Origin of the sequence: Micromonospora sp. NPDC049662 (assembly GCF_040675055.1) — a bacterium.
GTDB lineage: Bacteria > Actinomycetota > Actinomycetes > Mycobacteriales > Micromonosporaceae > Micromonospora.
In genome coordinates this window covers 16,908-32,335 of sequence record NZ_JBFAOC010000070.1, presented here as the reverse complement: position 1 = coordinate 32,335, position 15,428 = coordinate 16,908, and the positions used below count along the sequence as shown (strand labels likewise).

Genomic DNA, 15,428 nt, shown 5'->3' with positions numbered 1-15,428 from the left:
GGCCCCGCCCCCCCCCCCCCTAACACCCCCCCACCCCCCTACCCCCCACCCCCCCCGCGGGGCCCCCCCCCCCCCCGCCCCCCCCCCCCCTCGCTGTCGTGTCTGGACGGGCCGTGTGCTCCCGGCGAGCCGCCGTCCCCGCACGCCGCCCACGGTGCCCGCGCCGATCTTGCACTTTCTGCTGCGACATCCCGGGCGTCCCACCCCTATCGACGACCGAAAGTGCAAGATCGCGGGCAGCGGGATGGTCCGTGCCTGTGTTCACCAAGTCGTGACCGTCTGGGCGATCAAGTCGGTTTGGATTTTTGGTGGGTCGGGAACTTAACGGTCACGACAGGAAGCACACATTGTGTGTCAGACATTCTTAGAAGGAGGGCGACCGTGGAGCTCACCGTGTGGGGCATCATCACTGCCATCGTTGTTGGTCTCATCGTCGGGGCGCTCGGCCGCCTGGTTGTTCCGGGCCGCCAGAACATGCCGATCTGGCTGCACCTGCTGATCGGTGTCGGCGCGGCTCTGCTGGGCACGGTGCTGGCGCGGGCGATGGGTATCGCGACCGAGACCGCTGGTATCGACTGGACCGAGCTGCTGGTGCAGGTCGTGGTGGCCGCTATCGCGGTCGCGCTGGTGGCTGGTGTGGGTGGCCGCCGCCGCGTCACCCGGTAACAACCTGGCATCACCGCACCACTCGAAAGAGCGCCCGGCCAAACGGCTGGGCGCTCTTTCGTGACGTCAATGCCCGGGTTCGGCCCGGTTCCACGAGCAGCGGCACCGTCCACCTGCGGTACGGTCGCCACGCTTCGGCCTGCCCGCCCACTGTCGTAAAGGATTTCTTCGTACTAAGGTGCGGCGGAGAAGGTTAGTGCCAGGCGACGCGAGGGGAGAAGTGGCGTGAACAGGTGGAAGCGGTTGGCCCCGGTCACTGCCGTGGTGGCCTCGGTCGCCATGGTGTTGGGCGGCTGTGGGGGCTCCGGCGAGGAAGCGACCGACGACAGCAAGCTCACGGTCTGGATGATGGGCGAGGGTGGCGACGCCCAGAACGCCTTCCTCGACGGCGTGGAGACCGAGTTCCGGCAGAAGCACCCCGACACCGATGTGGTGGTGCAGTACATCCCCTGGCTGGAGGCGCCGAAGAAGTTCCAGGCCGCGCTGGCCGGCGGTGAGGGCCCGGACATCACCGAACTGGGCAACACCGAGACCCAGGGCTGGGCCGCGCAGGAGGCGCTCGCCGACGTCAGCGGTCGGATGGGTGGCTGGGCGGACGGCAAGGACCTGCTGCCCGACCTGGTACGCAACGCGCAGCTCGACGGCAAGCAGTACGGCGTCCCCTGGTACGCGGGCGTGCGGGCCATCTACTACCGCACCGACTGGTTCGCCGAGGCGGGCGTGCAGCCGCCGAAGACGTGGGACGAGTTGGTGACCGTCGCCAAGGCGGTGCAGGCCAAGAAGAAGGGCACCTACGGCATCGCGCTGCCGGGCAACTCCGAGCTGCCCTTCTACTCGTTCCTCTGGGGCGCGGGCGCGGAGATCGCCACCAACCAGGGCGGTGCGTGGAAGTCCGGCTACTCGACGCCGGAGGCGCAGCGGGCCGTCAAGTACTGGACCGACCTGGTCACGGTCCACAAGGTCGCCCCACCGGCCGCCGCCGGCTGGAACGAGATCGACGCGCGGACGCAGTTCGCCACCGGCAAGGCCGCGATGGCGTTCGCCGGTAGCTGGCAGCAGGCCGCCATCAAGAAGGACAACCCCGAGATCGAGAAGGTCTGGGGTACGTTCCCGATCCCCGGCCCGGACGGCAAGGCCGCGCCCGGTTTCGCCGGTGGCTCCGACGTGGCGATCTGGAAGGACAGCGAGCGGCAGGACCTCGCCTGGGACTACCTGACCGTGCTGCTGAACAAGAAGAACGCGCAGAGCTTCGCGAGCAGCCTCGGATTCTTCCCCGTCTACAAGGACCTGGTCGCCAGCGACACGTACGCCAACGACAAGGTGATGGCGGCCTTCGCCACCACCATGCAGAACACCAAGCTCACGCCGCTCACCCCGAAGTGGGTGGAGGTCAGCCGGACGAAGACGGTGACCCAGGCGATGAACAGCTCGGTCATGAAGGGTCAGAAGACGGTCGAGAAGGCTACCGCCGACGCGGCCGGTGAGATGGAAAGCATCCTCAACTCCAAGTGACCACGCTGACCGAGGTGCCGGAGACGTCCGCCGCGCGGGAGAACCCTGCGCGGCGGCGTCGCCGGGTCGACCGCCTGCCCTACCTGCTGCTCCTGCCCGCCCTCGTCATCATCGGGGTGCTGCTGCTCTGGCCGCTCGGCCAGGTGGTGGCGATGTCCTTCTACCGGCTCAACAGCGTCCGGCAGTTGCGGGGCGACCGGGAGTGGCCGTGGGTGGGGCTCGGTAACTACACCGACATTCTCACGGATCCGTTCTTCCTGACCGTCCTGCGCAACACCGTGCTGTTCGCCGCGGCGAACGTGTTGCTCACGATGGTGCTGGGCACCCTGGTCGGACTGCTGCTCAACCGGCTCGGTCGCAAGATGGCGACCTTCGTGGCCAGTTGCGTGATGCTCGCCTGGGCCACCCCCGCGCTGACCGGCACGATCGTCTGGAAGTGGATCTTCGACGACACGAGTGGCCTGGTCACCTGGCTGTTCAACGCTCTGCCGGACGGACTCTCGAACGCCCTGTTCGGTCGTAGCGACTGGACCGGTTACGGCTGGTTCAACTCGCCGCTGCTGTTCTTCGCGATCCTCACGCTGGTGGTCGTGTGGCACTCGTTCCCGTTCATCGCGGTGAGCGTGCTCGCGGGCCTCAAGAGTGTGCCGAGTGAGTTGCATGAGGCGGCCCGGGTGGACGGCGCGAGCCCGTGGCGGGTCTTCTGGAAGATCACCTTCCCGCTGCTGCGCCCGGTCTTCGGGATCCTGATCGTGCTCTCCACCATCTGGGACTTCAAGGTCTTCACCCAGCAGTTCGTGCTGGCCGGTGGCACCCAGGACCGGCCGACGTTCATGCTCTCGATCTACTCGTACGCCGAGGCCTTCTCGCCGCCGCCGAAGTACGGGCTCGGCGCGGCCATCGCGGTGATCCTCACGCTGATCCTGCTCGTGGTCACCGGCTTCTACGTACGGATGGTGCTCAAGCAGGAGGACGAGTCGTGAAGAAGGTCGCCCTCAACGCCGCCGGGCTGCTGGTCGCGCTCTTCGCGGCCTTCCCGGTCTACTGGATGATCTCGACGTCGCTGAAGCCCAGCAACGAGATCTTCTCGGCCACCCCGCAGCCGGTGCCGACCCATCCGACGCTGGCACACTACCGGGAGATCCTCACCGGCAACCTGATCCCCGGGGTGACCTTCCTCGACTTCTTCGTGAACAGCGCGATCGTCGCGGTGTCCACGGTGGTGCTCAGTGGGCTCGTCGCCCTGCTCGCCGCGACGGCGGTGGCCCGGTTCCGCTTCAAGCTCCGGACCAGCTTCCTGATCATGCTGCTGATCGTGCAGATGATCCCGTTGGAGGCGCTGGTCATCCCGCTGTTCCTGATGATCCAGCGGCTCGGGCTCTACAACACCCTGCCCAGCCTGATCCTCACGTACCTCGGCTTCTCGCTGCCGTTCGCGGTGTGGATGCTGCGCGGTTTCGTCGCGGCCGTGCCCAAGGAACTGGAGGAGGCGGCGGCCATCGACGGCGCGAGCCGGGCCCAGACGTTCCGGCGGGTGCTGTTCCCGCTCGTCGCGCCCGGCCTGGTCGCGACCAGCATCTTCTCGTTCATCACGGCGTGGAATGAGCTGATCTTCGCGTTGACGTTCATCAACGACCAGGGGCGCTACACCCTGCCGGTGGCGATGACCTTCTTCTTCGGCCGTGACGACACCAACTGGGGGCCGGTGATGGCCGCCTCCACGCTGTTCACCCTGCCGGTCATCATCTTCTTCCTGCTGGTGCAGCGGAAGATGGTCTCCGGCCTGGTGGCCGGAGCGGTCAAGGGCTGAGCGCAGGGCCGGTCGAGGGCCGCGCCGCCGCCGGTCGTCGTCCGGAGCCCGCCTCGGCTCGACCGCCCGGTGAATCGGCTCGACCGCCCGGTGAATCGGCTCGACCCCCCTGCGAGGCAGACCCTAGGCTGGCCGTCATGGCAGGCAGGGTGGCAGCGGTGAACCTCGGCATCGTGACCGAGGCGGAGTGGGCCGGCGACGCGAGCGGTCGCAGCGGCATCGACAAGCGGCCTGTCGACGGGCCGGTGTCGCTGCTGACCGACGGCCTGGCCGGTGACTTCATCGGCGAGCGGGCCCACCACGGCGGGCCGGACAAGGCCGTCTACGCGTACGCCGAGGAGGACGCCGCGTGGTGGTCGGCCGAGATGGGCCGGTCGATCCGTCCGGGCGGCTTCGGGGAGAACCTGACCACCTACGCCGTCGACGTGACCGGCGCGGTCATCGGTGAACAGTGGGCGGTGGGCACGGCGGTGCTCCAGGTGACCATGCCGCGCACCCCGTGCACGACGTTCGCCGGCTTCTGGGGCGTACCGGATCTGATCAAGCGGTTCACGGTCCGGGCCACCCCGGGGGCGTACCTGCGGGTGCTGCGCGAGGGCGAGGTGGGCGCCGGCGATCCGGTCGAGGTGGTGGAACGGCCCGCGCACGGGGTGACCATCGGCGAGGTGTTCCGGGCGACCAGCCTGGAGCCGGAGCTGCTGCCCCGCCTGCTCGACGCGGACGACCTGCCGGAGCCGATCCGGGACAACGTCCGCCGCCGCCTCGCCGCCCGTTAGCCGACGTCGAGGGCGCGAGCGCCCATCCGTCGTTCTGAACGCGGTCTTCCATTCTCATTATCGAGAGTGATACCGTTCGGTCGTGGAGATGTCGAGAGAGCGCTGGGCGGACCTGGCGCTGCATCCGGTGCGGATCCGGATCCTGCGTGCGGTCGCGGGCACGCGCCTGACCACCCAAGGGCTGCTTGAGCTGCTGCCCGATGTCCCGCAGGCCACGATGTACCGGCACCTGGCGATCCTGGTCAGGGCAGGGCTGGTCGAGGTGGTTGACGAACGCAGGGTTCGCGGCACCGTCGAGCGGGTGTACGCGTTGCCCGCGCACGGCGCGACGCTCGACCCGGCGGCCCTCGCCACGGCTACGCGGGAGGACCACGCGCGTTACTTCACGGCGTTCATGTCGAGCCTGCTGTCGGAGTTCTCCCGCTATCTCGCCCGAGAGCGGATCGACTTCGCCGCCGACGGTGTGGGCTACCAGCAACTCGTGCTGCACCTGACCGACGGCGAACTGGGCGAGTTCGCCGCCGGTCTCAACGCACTGGTTGGCCCGTTGCTCGGCAACCAGCCCGGCGGTGAACGGATCCCGCGACTGTTGGCGACCGTTCTGCTGCCCACCGATCTGCCGACGACCGACAGGCGTACGCCTGCGCCGACGGACGACTCCGACACGACGAAAGGGGATGACTGATGGCATCGGTCATGGTGACCAACGATGTGATCGACATTCGGTTCACCGGATGGGAGCGGGTCTGGGTCGGGCGGGAGCAGTTCGCACTGCCCCTCACCGCGGTGCGGCACGTCGCCCTGGTGGACAACCCGCTCCGTCTGGCCCGTGGCGCCCGCCGCGGATACGTGGTGTCCGGCTTCGCCAAGATCGGAGTATGGGGCCTGTACGGCGGTCCTCGGCAGCTCGTGGCAGCCCGCCGGGCGGAACCGGGGCTGCACCTCGTTCTAGACCGGGCGTCGGCAGGCGGCGAGTTCGACCAGGTGGTGCTCTCCAGCCCGGCCGCGCCAGGCCTCGTGGAGACGATCACGCGTGCCATGGCGGCCCGCGCGTGACCGGCGACCACCTCGCGATCGAGGTGTCGTGCCTGACAAAGCGCTACGGTGACGTGACCGCCGTGCATGACCTGAGCTTCACCGTGCAGCCCGGTGTGGTCACCGGATTCCTCGGCCCGAACGGCGCCGGCAAGACCACCACGATGCGCATGATGACCGGGCTGGTGTCGCCGACCAGTGGCACCGCCACGATCGGCGGGCTGCCGTACGGCCAACTGGCCCGGCCCTCGCGCACTGTCGGCGCCGTGTTCGACGCCAACGCGTTCCACCCTGGACACACCGCCCGCGACCACCTGCGCGTCTACGCCGCGATGGGCGGATATCCGGACAGCCGGGTCACCACCCTGCTCGACCTTCTCGGCCTCGCCGAGGCCGCGCACCGTCGCACCCGAGGATTCTTCACGGGCAGCCCGGTCTGGACACCGAGGCCGGCCTCCGCGCGATCCTCGGCATTCTCGGCTACACCGCGTTCGTGCCGGCCGCCGCCGGGGCCCTGGCGGTCACCTCCGAGTACCGACACCGCACCGCCGCGGTCACCTTTCTCTTCGCTCCGCGCCGTGGGCGGGTGCTCGCCGCCAAACTCGCCACGTACGCGGTCGTCGGCCTCGCGTACGGGCTCGTTCTCGCGGGCACCGCCGCGGTGGCCCTGTTCGCTGTCGCCGCCGCCCGCGACGTCCCACTCGGTCTGCCAGCCTCCACGGTGCTGGCGCTGCTCGGCCGTATCGCCGTCGCGATGGTGGTCTACCTGCTCCTCGGGGCCGGGATGGGCGCCCTCATCCACCACCAGATCGCGGCGCTGTGCGTCGTGATCGGCTATCTGTACGTGGGGGAGCCGGTGCTGATGATGATCCCGGGCGTCAACACGCTCTACCCGATCCTGCCCGGCGGAGCCACCGCCGCGCTGACCGATTTCACCTACGTCGCCGACGCCATCTCCACGGAAGTCGGCAGCGGCACCGTCAACCTGCTCCCACCGGCGGCCGGCGCTCTCCTGCTCACCGCGTACGCGGTGGCCGCCTCGGCGATCGCCCTGTTGCTGCCCCTGCGTCGAGACGTCACGTGACCGGCTGAAGGCGACGGGGCTGACCGTGTTGCCGGGGCGACGGGCCAGCGTTGGGGTGGCCCGCGGTCGCCAAGAACCGGATGTCGGGGCTGAGGGCCTGCCGTTGCCCGTATCGTCCCCCTTGAGGGCATGCGGTGGAGGCCGGGTGAAGCGCGATGTCGATGGCTACGGACGGCGGCGCCATGGCAGCGGCGCCCGATCCGGCGCTGGAGCGTCCGGCGTTCCTGGAGCTCTTCTTCGACCTCGTCTACGTCTTCGCGCTGGTCACCTTGGCGACGATCCTGGCCAACGACCTGACCTGGACCGGCGTCGCCAAGGTGCTGGTGCTGCTGCTCGCGTTCGCGATGGTCTGGGCGCTGAGCGTGTGGACCGCGGACACCATCGACCTGACCAGTCCATCCGGGCAGGGGCATCTCACCTCGGTGGCGGCGGCCAGCCTGCTGTTGGCGGCGGCCGCGGCCGAGGCGTACGGCGATCGCGCGCTGCTCTTCGCGATCACCTTCGTGTTCATCCCCCTCAGCACGACCGTCTACTACGCGGTTGTCGTCTCGAGGGGCCGGCCCCTGCGGCGGTCGACCATCCGGATCCAGACCTGGAAGTGCGTCACCGGCGTCGGCTGGATCGCCGGAGCGCTCGTCGGCGGCTCGGGCCAGCTGTCGATCTGGGCGCTCGCGATCGTCGTCGAATACGTCGGGGCGGTGTGCGGCTGGCCGCTGCCCCGGATCGGCCGCTCACGACCGGGGGACTGGCGGCTGGTCCACGCGCGGGTGGCCGAGCGCTACCGGCAGTTCGTCATCATCGCGCTCGGGGTGTCGATCTTCGTGACCGGGACGACCTTCAGTCGGAGCGATTACACGCTGGCGAGGGCCTGGGCGCTGCTCGTGGTGTTCAGCACTGTGGTGCTGATGTGGCGGATCTACATCTACCGCGCCGGTGAGCTGCTGACCGAGGCGATCGTCAGGTCGACCGACCCGGCGTTGCTCACCCAGTCCGCCGCGATCACCCATCTGATCATGGTGGCCGGCATCGCCGGGGCGGCGGTAACCAGCGACCTCGTGGTGAATCGACCGTTGGGCGAGACCCCGCCGTCGTGGGCCGCGGTCATCCTCGGCAGCCCCGCGTTGTACCTGATCGGCCGGGGCCTGCTCGACTTCACCGTGTTCGGACGCATCTCGCGGTCCCGGCTGGCCGGCGTGCTGCTGCTGGGGTGCCTGGCGCCGGCCACGCCCGTGCTTCCGCCGATCCTGGTCGCGCTGCTCGCCATGATCGTGCTGGCCCTGATCGCCGTGGCGAACCTGGCCAGCACCCGACGACACACGCGTGCGCCGGCGCCGCCGATGCTGGGGTGAGACTCCGCGCGGTGGGTGGGGCGATCCCTCACCGGGCCGGCGCGGTGACCTCGGCCCGTCTGCGACGGGCGGCCAGCCCCTCCCCGGCCAGGGTGAGCAGCAGGACCAGGTTCGCCACCACCAGGACGGCCAACGGCGGCAGCCGGAACGTGCCGGGCGCGACAAGCGCGCACAGCAGCACGACCGCCAGCAGCACGATCGCCAGCACCCGGGACCAGAGGATCCGCGCCGTCACCACGGCGTCGAACAGCACGCTGCCGAGCAGGAACAACGCCGGTCCGCCGAGAATGGCGGCCATCACGTCCGCCGGGGCGTGACCGGCCGGCCGGGCGATGACCATCGAGGTGCCGGTCGAGACCAGCACCACCCCGGCCACCATCACCAGGTGGGTGTACGAGGTGGAGGTGCCGGAGCGGACCCGCTCCACCGTCGTGACGCTCGGTGGGGCCAGGATTCGCCGGACGCGCTGGAAGTAGAGCTGGAACACCAGCACCGCGCTGACGAACGCGACCGCGCTGGCGGTCACCTGACCGGCGGTGAACCCGCTGCCGGCCAGCCCCGTGCCGATGCTCAGGATCAACTCGCCGAGCGCGACGATGAAGATCGCCCGGTGCCGCTCGGAGAGGTGCACCCCGGTGAAGATCTGGCTGGCGAGTTCGGTACGCCCCAGCCCCGGCGTCGGCCAGCCGAACCGGGCCGAGCCGAGGTCGACCGCCACCGCGAGCGACCACAGCGCCAGCCGGGCCGTCCCGTCCACGAACACCCCGGCCACCCACGGGGTCACGGTGACGCCGAACCAGAAGAAGACCCGGATGCTCCGGGCCTGGATCGGGCGGTTGATCCGGGTGCCGGGGATCAGGACGGCGTCACGGACCAGGTGGATGCCGAAGTACGCGGCGACGAAGAGCCACCCGTACCGGCCGAAGGCGTGTGGTGTCGCGATGGCCATCAGCAGGGCGCCGAACATGACCAGCAGGACGGTCGCCTGGATGATCGGCAGCCGGGGGTTGAACAGGTCGGTGAGCCAGGCCGTGAGCACCCAGACCCACCAGGCGGCCAGCAGCAGGACGGCGGTCTGCGCCGCGTTCCGGATGCTGAGGTCATCACCCAGGCTGGCGGAGAGTCGGGAGAGCAGGAAGATGTAGACCAGGTCGAAGAAGAGTTCCAGGAAGGTCGGATATTCCGGCTCGCCCCGACGGCGAAGGATCCGGGGGAGGGGAGCGGACGTCATCGCGGCTGCCTCCTGTGCCACCCCGCGCCCGCCCGAGCGCCGCGCCCCGGCTCTGCCTACCCCTCACGCTACCGACAGCGCGGCACCTGGTGGCCCGGAAGCGGATACGGCGACGGCCCCCCGCCGACAGTGGCGGGGGGCCGTTCTCAGCAGCGGGTGATCAGCGCAGCCAGGGGATGTTGCGGTCGAGCAGACCGCGCTCCTTGAGCTCCTTGCGCAGCGGGATCTCGTCGTCGACGTACCCGTCCCAGTTGATGCCCCAGTAGTTGGCGGTGTGGGTGCCCTCACCGATCAGCTGGCGCTGCACGGGCGTGCGGTTGCGGTACCACTCGCCGTTCACGTCGGGGTGCAGCTCGTCCAGCGGACGGATCCACCGGTAGGTGTAGCCGACGAAGAGCATCTTGCGGGTGATGGTCGACAGGTTCGTCGAGCGCGAGTGCCACTGCCGGCGGTCGAAGATGAACGCGTCGCCCGGGTTGGCGGTGATCTCCACCGTGCCCTCCGGGTCGGGGTTCTGCACCGTGAGGTCCGCCGGCCGGGACAGCGAGTTCTTCAGGTGGCTGCCCGGGATGACCTTGGTGGCGCCGCGGCCGGTCTCCGACAGGTCGGACAGCACGTACGCGACCTTCAGCGAGAACATCGGGCGGGGCAGGTTCGGGTCCATCGTCTCCGGGTCGGAGTTCTGCCGGTACCCGTCCTGGTGCCAACCCCAGTACGGCTTCTCCGGCTCGGCGGCCGGCGGGGTGACGTCCAGGTGGTTGTGGTGGGTGTAGATGTTCCAGCCGGCCAGCCCCCACATGTACGGGAAGGCGATCGGGTGGGTCAGCAGCTCACCGAAGAGCTCGTCGCGCTCCAGGAAGCCCAGCAGGTGCAGGGTGCCGTCCTTCTTGGTGGTGCCCTTGGCCTGCTCCTCCGCGTAGACGCGGTCGACAGCCGCCTCCAGCGCCGCCCGGTGGTCCTCCGTCAGGACGTTGCGCAGCAGGAGGAAGCCCTGCTCGTGGAACTCCTTGCGGTCAGTGTCGCTGATCGGTTCGTAGCCGGTCCGGTCGCCGTAATCGAACACCGCGTCGTACCCCTCCCCATGAGGTGAAACCATTTCTGGCACAGGCCGCCGATCGTAACGCGAGTGCCGGGGCGGTGGGAGGGCGAGCGGCGACGGTACGGCCCGGGGTCGGACCGCGTGCAGCGGGACCGGTGCGGCGAGTCACATTTACGTGATCATCGGGTGATTCTGCGGCTGTTTGTCCGATTGTGCGGTCACTGCCGGTTAAGAGATCCGGGCTCGGTCAGCCCTCGGCAAAGACCTCGGCCACCACCTGGCCGGCGGGGCCCTGCTCGCCGGTCACCTGGCCCCAGGTGCCGTTGCGGGCGGTCCACTCCAGGTCGCCGAAACGGACCCGCTTCACCCCGTGGTCCTGGGCGTGCGAGACCAGCCAGTGCGCGTACCGCCAGCCGTCGCGCTGGCCCTGCGCGGTCACCGCCAGCCCTGTCTGGCTGGCCTTTTCGGCGCTCGACACACCCCAGTCCAGCGCCAGGTTGCGGGTCAGCTGCGCGGCCGCCGCCGCGCCGTGCATCACCGGGGTACGCCCCACCGTGCAGGCCACCGCCTCGGTCGCGTCGCCGAGCAGGGCCTTGGTGAGCACCTCGGAATCGTCGGCCCACTTCTGGTACGCCTCGGGGAACGCCGAGCGCTGCACCCGCTGGGCGGCATCGGTGACCCGCATCTTCTCCCAGTCGCGCACCTTCTTGAGCGCCTTGTAGAACCTGTTCGCCGCGTACCGGGGGTCACGGATCTGCTCCGGCGTGCCCCACCCCTTGCTCGGGCGCTGCTGGAACAGCCCGAGCGAGTCGCGGTCACCGTGGTCGAGGTTGCGCAGCCCCGACTCCTGGTACGCGGTGGCCAGCGCGACCACCACGGCGCGCTCGGGCATGCCGCGCTGGACGCCGATCGCCGCGATGGTGGCCGCGTTCGCCATCTGCTCCACGTCCAGGACCACCCGGCCGTCGGCCTGGACCGTGCAGGTGCGTCCCGCCAGTGGCAGCCGCAGTTCGTCCCCAACCCGCTTCAGGACGAGCCAGATCGCGATCACGGCGACGAGGATGAGCACTACTCCGCCCGCCACGGCAGCCCGAGTTCGCACCCACACCTCCTGATCGACAGTTCGACAAGCGTACGTCCCCGCCGGCGTCATCCGGGCCGTTCGACCGGTTCGGGCTTCGCTCAGCCGTCGCGCGCCGATCGGGACGTTCCCCCTGGCGCGCGGAACTCACCTGCGGAGGGAGATCGTGTCTGCCGCGTCACCCGTCGTCAACAGCCGGAAGAGAATGCCTGGCCAGGACCTTTCCCGGTTGACACGTCAATCGGACGTGCCAGCGCCGAGGAGGAATTCGATGGGAACGCTGGACGGCAAGGTGGTACTCGTGACCGGCACGGGCGGTGGTCTGGGGCGCGTCGCGGCGCTGACCTTCGCCCGCGAGGGCGCGAAGGTCGTCGGGGCCGACATCCAGGTGGACGGCAACAACGAGACGGTCGACCTCGTCCGGGCCGCCGGTGGGGAGATGACGAGCGTCGCGCCCGTCGACCTGACCGACCCGGAACAGGTCCGTCAGCTCGTCGAGGACGCCGTGGCCGCGTACGGGGGGCTCGACGTCGTCTACAACAACGCGGCCGCGCTGCGCTTCGGCCCCCTGCCGGACTTCTCGGTCGACGACTGGCGGTACACGATCGCCGGTGAACTCGACATTCCGTACCTGGTGTCGAAGTTCGCCTGGCCGTACCTCGTCCGGCGCGGTGGCGGCGTCATCATCAACGCGGCCTCGATGGCCGGGATGATCGCAGGTCACGTCCCGCCGATGGTCGGCCACACGGCGGCGAACGCCGGCATCATCGGCATGACCCGCCAGCTCGCGCTCGAAGGGGCGCCGCACGGCATCCGGGCGGTGGCGGTCAGCCCCGGACCCATCCTCACCCCGGCCAGTGAACGCGACCTGGGGGACGACCAGGAGGCCCGGGACGCGATCACGGCGAAGACGCTGCTCAAGCGCTTCGCCCGCCCCGAGGAGGTCGCCGAGCTGGTGGTCTTCCTCGCCTCGGACCGGGCGTCGTACATCACCGGCGCCAACTACGCGGTCGACGGTGGCGCGACGGCGTGGTGACCCTTCGGGGCGCCGCCGCAGCCGGCCGACGTCCGCGGTCCTACCCGGCCTGGTCACCGCGTTCGGCGTCCAGAGCGGCCACCCATCGCGGCGACCTCTTCTCCCGGAACGCCGTGACCCCCTCGCGGCCCTCGTCGGAGAGGAAGTAGCCGGTCGAGAGCGCGGCGAGACGGGCCAGGTCACCGCGCAGCTCGGCGGTGCCCGGCCGGCGCAGCAGATCCTTCGCGCCGGCCAGCGCGCCGGGCGCGCCGCGGACCAGGGAGTCGCAGTAGCCCCGCACCACGTCGTCCAGCTCCTGGGCCGGCACCGAGGCCGTCACCAGGCCGACCTCGACGGCACGCCGCCCGTCGAAGGTGTTCCCGGTCAGGTACAGCTCGGCGGCGGCGCGGGGGTGCAGCCGGGGCAGCACGGTCGCCGAGATCACCGCCGGGATCACCCCGATGCGGACCTCGGTGAACGCGAACGTCGCCTCGTCGGCGCAGACCGCGAGATCGGCGGCGGCGATGAGGCCGAGTCCGCCGGCCCGCGCGGGCCCGGCGACCCGGGCCAGGATCGGCTTCGGGCACTCCCAGAGCGCCGCCAGCACGTCGCCCAGCATGCCGGCGGGCACGGTTCCGCTGGCGTACGCCGCGGCGGTCTCCTTCAGGTCCGCGCCGGAGCAGAAGACCGGCCCGGTGTGGTCGAGCACGATCACCCGGACCGCGTCGTCGGCCACCGCGTCCGTCAGCCCCGCCAGCAACTGGGTCATCAGGGCGGTGGAGAGCGCGTTGCGGTTGTGCGGGCTGTCCAGGGTGAGGGTGGTCACCCCACGGGCCGTGGCGACCCGCACGAGCACGTCGGGAGAGGTCATGCCGGGCACACTAGTGGCCATGCCCGGCGTCCTTCCAGATGGTGAGACCGTCCCCGTCGACGGATCGTTGCCCGCCACCGCCACCACGGCGGTCGGCGCGCGCGGCTTCGGCGTGTACGTCCACGTCCCGTTCTGCGCCAGTCGCTGCGGCTACTGCGACTTCAACACGTACACGGCCGCCGAGTTGGGTGGGGGCGCGAGCCGCGAGGCGTACGCCGACACCGTGCTGGCCGAGCTGGCGCTCGCCGCCCGGGTGCTCGGCGACAACCCGCCACCCCGCGTCGACACCGTCTTCGTCGGTGGCGGCACGCCCACCCTGCTCCCCGCCGACGACCTGGCCCGCATCCTCGAGGGCATCGACCGCACCTGGGGGCTCGCCGCCGACGCCGAGGTGACCACCGAGGCGAATCCGGAGTCGGTCACACCGGAGTCGTTGAAGCTGCTGCGCACGGCCGGCTACACCCGGATCTCGCTGGGCATGCAGTCCGCGTCGCCCGGTGTGCTGGCGATCCTGGACCGTAAACACAGCGCCGGCCGGGCCACCGCCGCCGCCCTCGAGGCGCGCGAGGCCGGGTTCGACCACGTCAACCTGGACCTGATCTACGGCACGCCGGGGGAACGGGCCGAGGACTTCGCCGGCACGCTGGAGCAGGTCGTCGACGCCGGGGTCGACCACGTCAGCGCGTACGCCCTCATCGTGGAGGACGGCACCCGGCTCGCCGCGCGGATGAAGCGCGGCGAGGTGCCGTACCCCAGTGACGACGTGGCGGCGGACCGCTACCTGGCCGCGGAGGCCGCCCTCGACGCGGCCGGCCTCTCCTGGTACGAGGTGTCCAACTGGGCGCGCGCCGACGAGGCCCGGTGCCGGCACAACCTGCTCTACTGGACCGGCGCCGACTGGTGGGGCCTGGGCCCAGGCGCGCACAGCCACGTCGGCGGGGTGCGCTGGTGGAACGTGAAGCACCCCACCACGTACGCCCAGCGGCTGGCGGCCGGCGCGTCACCCGGCCTGGCCCGCGAGGTGCTGACCACGGACGAGGCGCACATGGAGGACGTGATGCTCCGGCTGCGGCTCGCCAGCGGACTGCCGCTGGGGGTGCTCGACGACGCCGGCCGGGCCGGTGCCGCGCGGGCCCTCGCCGACGGTCTGCTGGACGCCGAGAGGTACGCCGCCGGACGGGCGGTCCTCACCCTGCGCGGCCGGCTGCTCGCCGACGCGGTCGTGCGGGACCTGCTGCCCTGAGCCGGACGCCCGCCCGGCCGGCGGCGGTGTGCCGGACCGGCCGGGGGAGCGGCCGGCCCGGATCACTTGATGAGGTTGGCGGAGAGCGGGTAGCGGTAGAGCTGCCCCTCGTTGGCCTTGATGCCGGCGAGGATGCCGCACACGGCTCCGAGCACGACGGCCGCCACGACGCCGATGAAGCCGATGAAGATGCAGGACAGCACCCAGCCGACCAGGCCGACGATCGACCAGACGAGCTGGAAGTTGAGCGCCGACACGGCGTGCGCCCGGACGGTCGGGGACTGGCTGCCCCGGGCCAGCAACGCCACCAGCGGGGCGATCCAGCCGAGCACGCCCGCGCTGATGATCATCCCGGCCGCGCCGCCGAAGTGGGCGACGAGCGCCCAGGTCTTGTCCTCGTTGTTGGCGTAACCGCCGCCGGGGCCGCCGTACGCGCCGCCGGTCGGATACCCGCCAGTCGTGCCACCCGGCGGGGGGTAACCCCCTGGTGGGGGGTAGCCGCCCGGCGGAGGGTAGCCGCCCGACGGCGGTTGGTCACCGGTGGGCGGCGGATAGCCACCGGCTGGGGGATAGCCGCCCGGGCCGGGCGCCCCGGACAGTGGTGCGGTGGGCGGCTCGGCCGACGAGGACGAGCCGGGGAGATTCGGCTCCGGCGGGTAGTTGCCGGGGTCTCCCGCGCCGGGAGGGCGAGGTGGTTCAGTCATGGTTGTCACGGT

Annotated in this window: 16 protein-coding genes and 1 pseudogene; 12 read left to right on the top strand and 5 right to left on the bottom strand. The window is 70.6% G+C overall.

Translation table 11 applies throughout. The annotated features are described in order from the left end of the window. Positions 1-381 precede the first annotated feature (381 nt). From AB0J36_RS30710 to AB0J36_RS30665, 10 genes and pseudogenes are all read left to right on the top strand, one after another. A complete protein-coding gene (locus AB0J36_RS30710) occupies positions 382-666 on the top strand; it encodes a transglycosylase (protein ID WP_053656080.1) in 285 nt (94 codons plus the stop codon). A 225-nt stretch (positions 667-891) separates the two neighbouring features. Next, complete coding sequence (locus tag AB0J36_RS30705; protein ID WP_355053196.1) at positions 892-2,178, top strand: sugar ABC transporter substrate-binding protein; 1,287 nt, start codon at positions 892-894, stop codon at positions 2,176-2,178. Then, positions 2,175-3,161, top strand: coding sequence for a sugar ABC transporter permease (locus AB0J36_RS30700; protein WP_357133207.1), 987 nt, complete (start codon positions 2,175-2,177; stop codon positions 3,159-3,161). The genes AB0J36_RS30705 and AB0J36_RS30700 overlap by 4 nt, the downstream gene beginning before the upstream one ends. Then, the gene (locus AB0J36_RS30695) at positions 3,158-3,988 is read left to right on the top strand and encodes a carbohydrate ABC transporter permease (RefSeq protein ID WP_357133209.1); all 831 of its coding nucleotides are present in this window, start codon (positions 3,158-3,160) and stop codon (positions 3,986-3,988) included. Before AB0J36_RS30700 ends, AB0J36_RS30695 begins: the two co-directional genes overlap by 4 nt. A gap of 137 nt (positions 3,989-4,125) precedes the next feature. Further along, positions 4,126-4,764 carry an MOSC domain-containing protein gene (locus tag AB0J36_RS30690; protein ID WP_357398798.1) on the top strand — a complete coding sequence of 213 codons (639 nt, stop codon included), beginning with the start codon at positions 4,126-4,128 and terminating at the stop codon, positions 4,762-4,764. Positions 4,765-4,852: 88 nt separating this feature from the next. Next, positions 4,853-5,449 (top strand): helix-turn-helix domain-containing protein, encoded by a 597-nt coding sequence (locus tag AB0J36_RS30685; protein WP_357398810.1) that lies wholly within the window; start codon positions 4,853-4,855, stop codon positions 5,447-5,449. Beyond that, on the top strand, positions 5,449-5,820 hold the full coding sequence (locus tag AB0J36_RS30680; RefSeq protein ID WP_179780533.1) for a hypothetical protein: 372 nt from the start codon (positions 5,449-5,451) through the stop codon (positions 5,818-5,820). Before AB0J36_RS30685 ends, AB0J36_RS30680 begins: the two co-directional genes overlap by 1 nt. Further along, positions 5,817-6,149, top strand: a pseudogene (locus AB0J36_RS30675) (ATP-binding cassette domain-containing protein); the annotation flags it as partial. The gene AB0J36_RS30680 and the pseudogene AB0J36_RS30675, both read left to right, overlap by 4 nt. A 143-nt stretch (positions 6,150-6,292) precedes the next feature. Continuing rightward, positions 6,293-6,883 (top strand): ABC transporter permease, encoded by a 591-nt coding sequence (locus AB0J36_RS30670; RefSeq protein WP_357133383.1) that lies wholly within the window; start codon positions 6,293-6,295, stop codon positions 6,881-6,883. Positions 6,884-7,038: 155 nt separating this feature from the next. Then, positions 7,039-8,232: a low temperature requirement protein A gene (locus tag AB0J36_RS30665; RefSeq protein ID WP_357398800.1), complete on the top strand. Its 1,194-nt coding sequence runs from the start codon at positions 7,039-7,041 to the stop codon at positions 8,230-8,232. A gap of 28 nt (positions 8,233-8,260) precedes the next feature. Here the strand turns inward: AB0J36_RS30665 and AB0J36_RS30660 are convergent, their stop codons facing one another. The 3 genes from AB0J36_RS30660 to AB0J36_RS30650 all read right to left on the bottom strand — a co-directional run bounded on the left by AB0J36_RS30660 (position 8,261) and on the right by AB0J36_RS30650 (position 11,610). Next, positions 8,261-9,463, bottom strand: a complete 1,203-nt coding sequence (locus tag AB0J36_RS30660; protein ID WP_357398803.1) for a low temperature requirement protein A — start codon at positions 9,461-9,463, stop codon at positions 8,261-8,263. 160 nt (positions 9,464-9,623) lie between these two features. Next, positions 9,624-10,526, bottom strand: coding sequence for a phytanoyl-CoA dioxygenase family protein (locus AB0J36_RS30655; RefSeq protein ID WP_238649186.1), 903 nt, complete (start codon positions 10,524-10,526; stop codon positions 9,624-9,626). Between the two features lie 223 nt (positions 10,527-10,749). Continuing rightward, on the bottom strand, positions 10,750-11,610 hold the full coding sequence (locus AB0J36_RS30650; RefSeq protein ID WP_357398805.1) for a hypothetical protein: 861 nt from the start codon (positions 11,608-11,610) through the stop codon (positions 10,750-10,752). A gap of 244 nt (positions 11,611-11,854) precedes the next feature. On the opposite strand from AB0J36_RS30650, the gene AB0J36_RS30645 reads away from it, so the two are divergent. After that, positions 11,855-12,619: an SDR family NAD(P)-dependent oxidoreductase gene (locus AB0J36_RS30645; RefSeq protein ID WP_357133222.1), complete on the top strand. Its 765-nt coding sequence runs from the start codon at positions 11,855-11,857 to the stop codon at positions 12,617-12,619. Positions 12,620-12,659: 40 nt separating this feature from the next. On the opposite strand, the gene AB0J36_RS30640 is transcribed toward AB0J36_RS30645, so the two are convergent. After that, a complete protein-coding gene (locus AB0J36_RS30640) occupies positions 12,660-13,469 on the bottom strand; it encodes an enoyl-CoA hydratase-related protein (protein WP_357133224.1) in 810 nt (269 codons plus the stop codon). A 19-nt stretch (positions 13,470-13,488) separates the two neighbouring features. On the opposite strand from AB0J36_RS30640, the gene hemW reads away from it, so the two are divergent. Then, the gene (gene hemW / locus AB0J36_RS30635; RefSeq protein ID WP_357398813.1) at positions 13,489-14,712 is read left to right on the top strand and encodes a radical SAM family heme chaperone HemW; all 1,224 of its coding nucleotides are present in this window, start codon (positions 13,489-13,491) and stop codon (positions 14,710-14,712) included. Positions 14,713-14,774: 62 nt separating this feature from the next. Here hemW and AB0J36_RS30630 read toward each other — a convergent pair whose 3' ends face one another. Beyond that, positions 14,775-15,416: a DUF4870 domain-containing protein gene (locus tag AB0J36_RS30630; protein WP_357133226.1), complete on the bottom strand. Its 642-nt coding sequence runs from the start codon at positions 15,414-15,416 to the stop codon at positions 14,775-14,777. Positions 15,417-15,428: the final 12 nt, after the last annotated feature.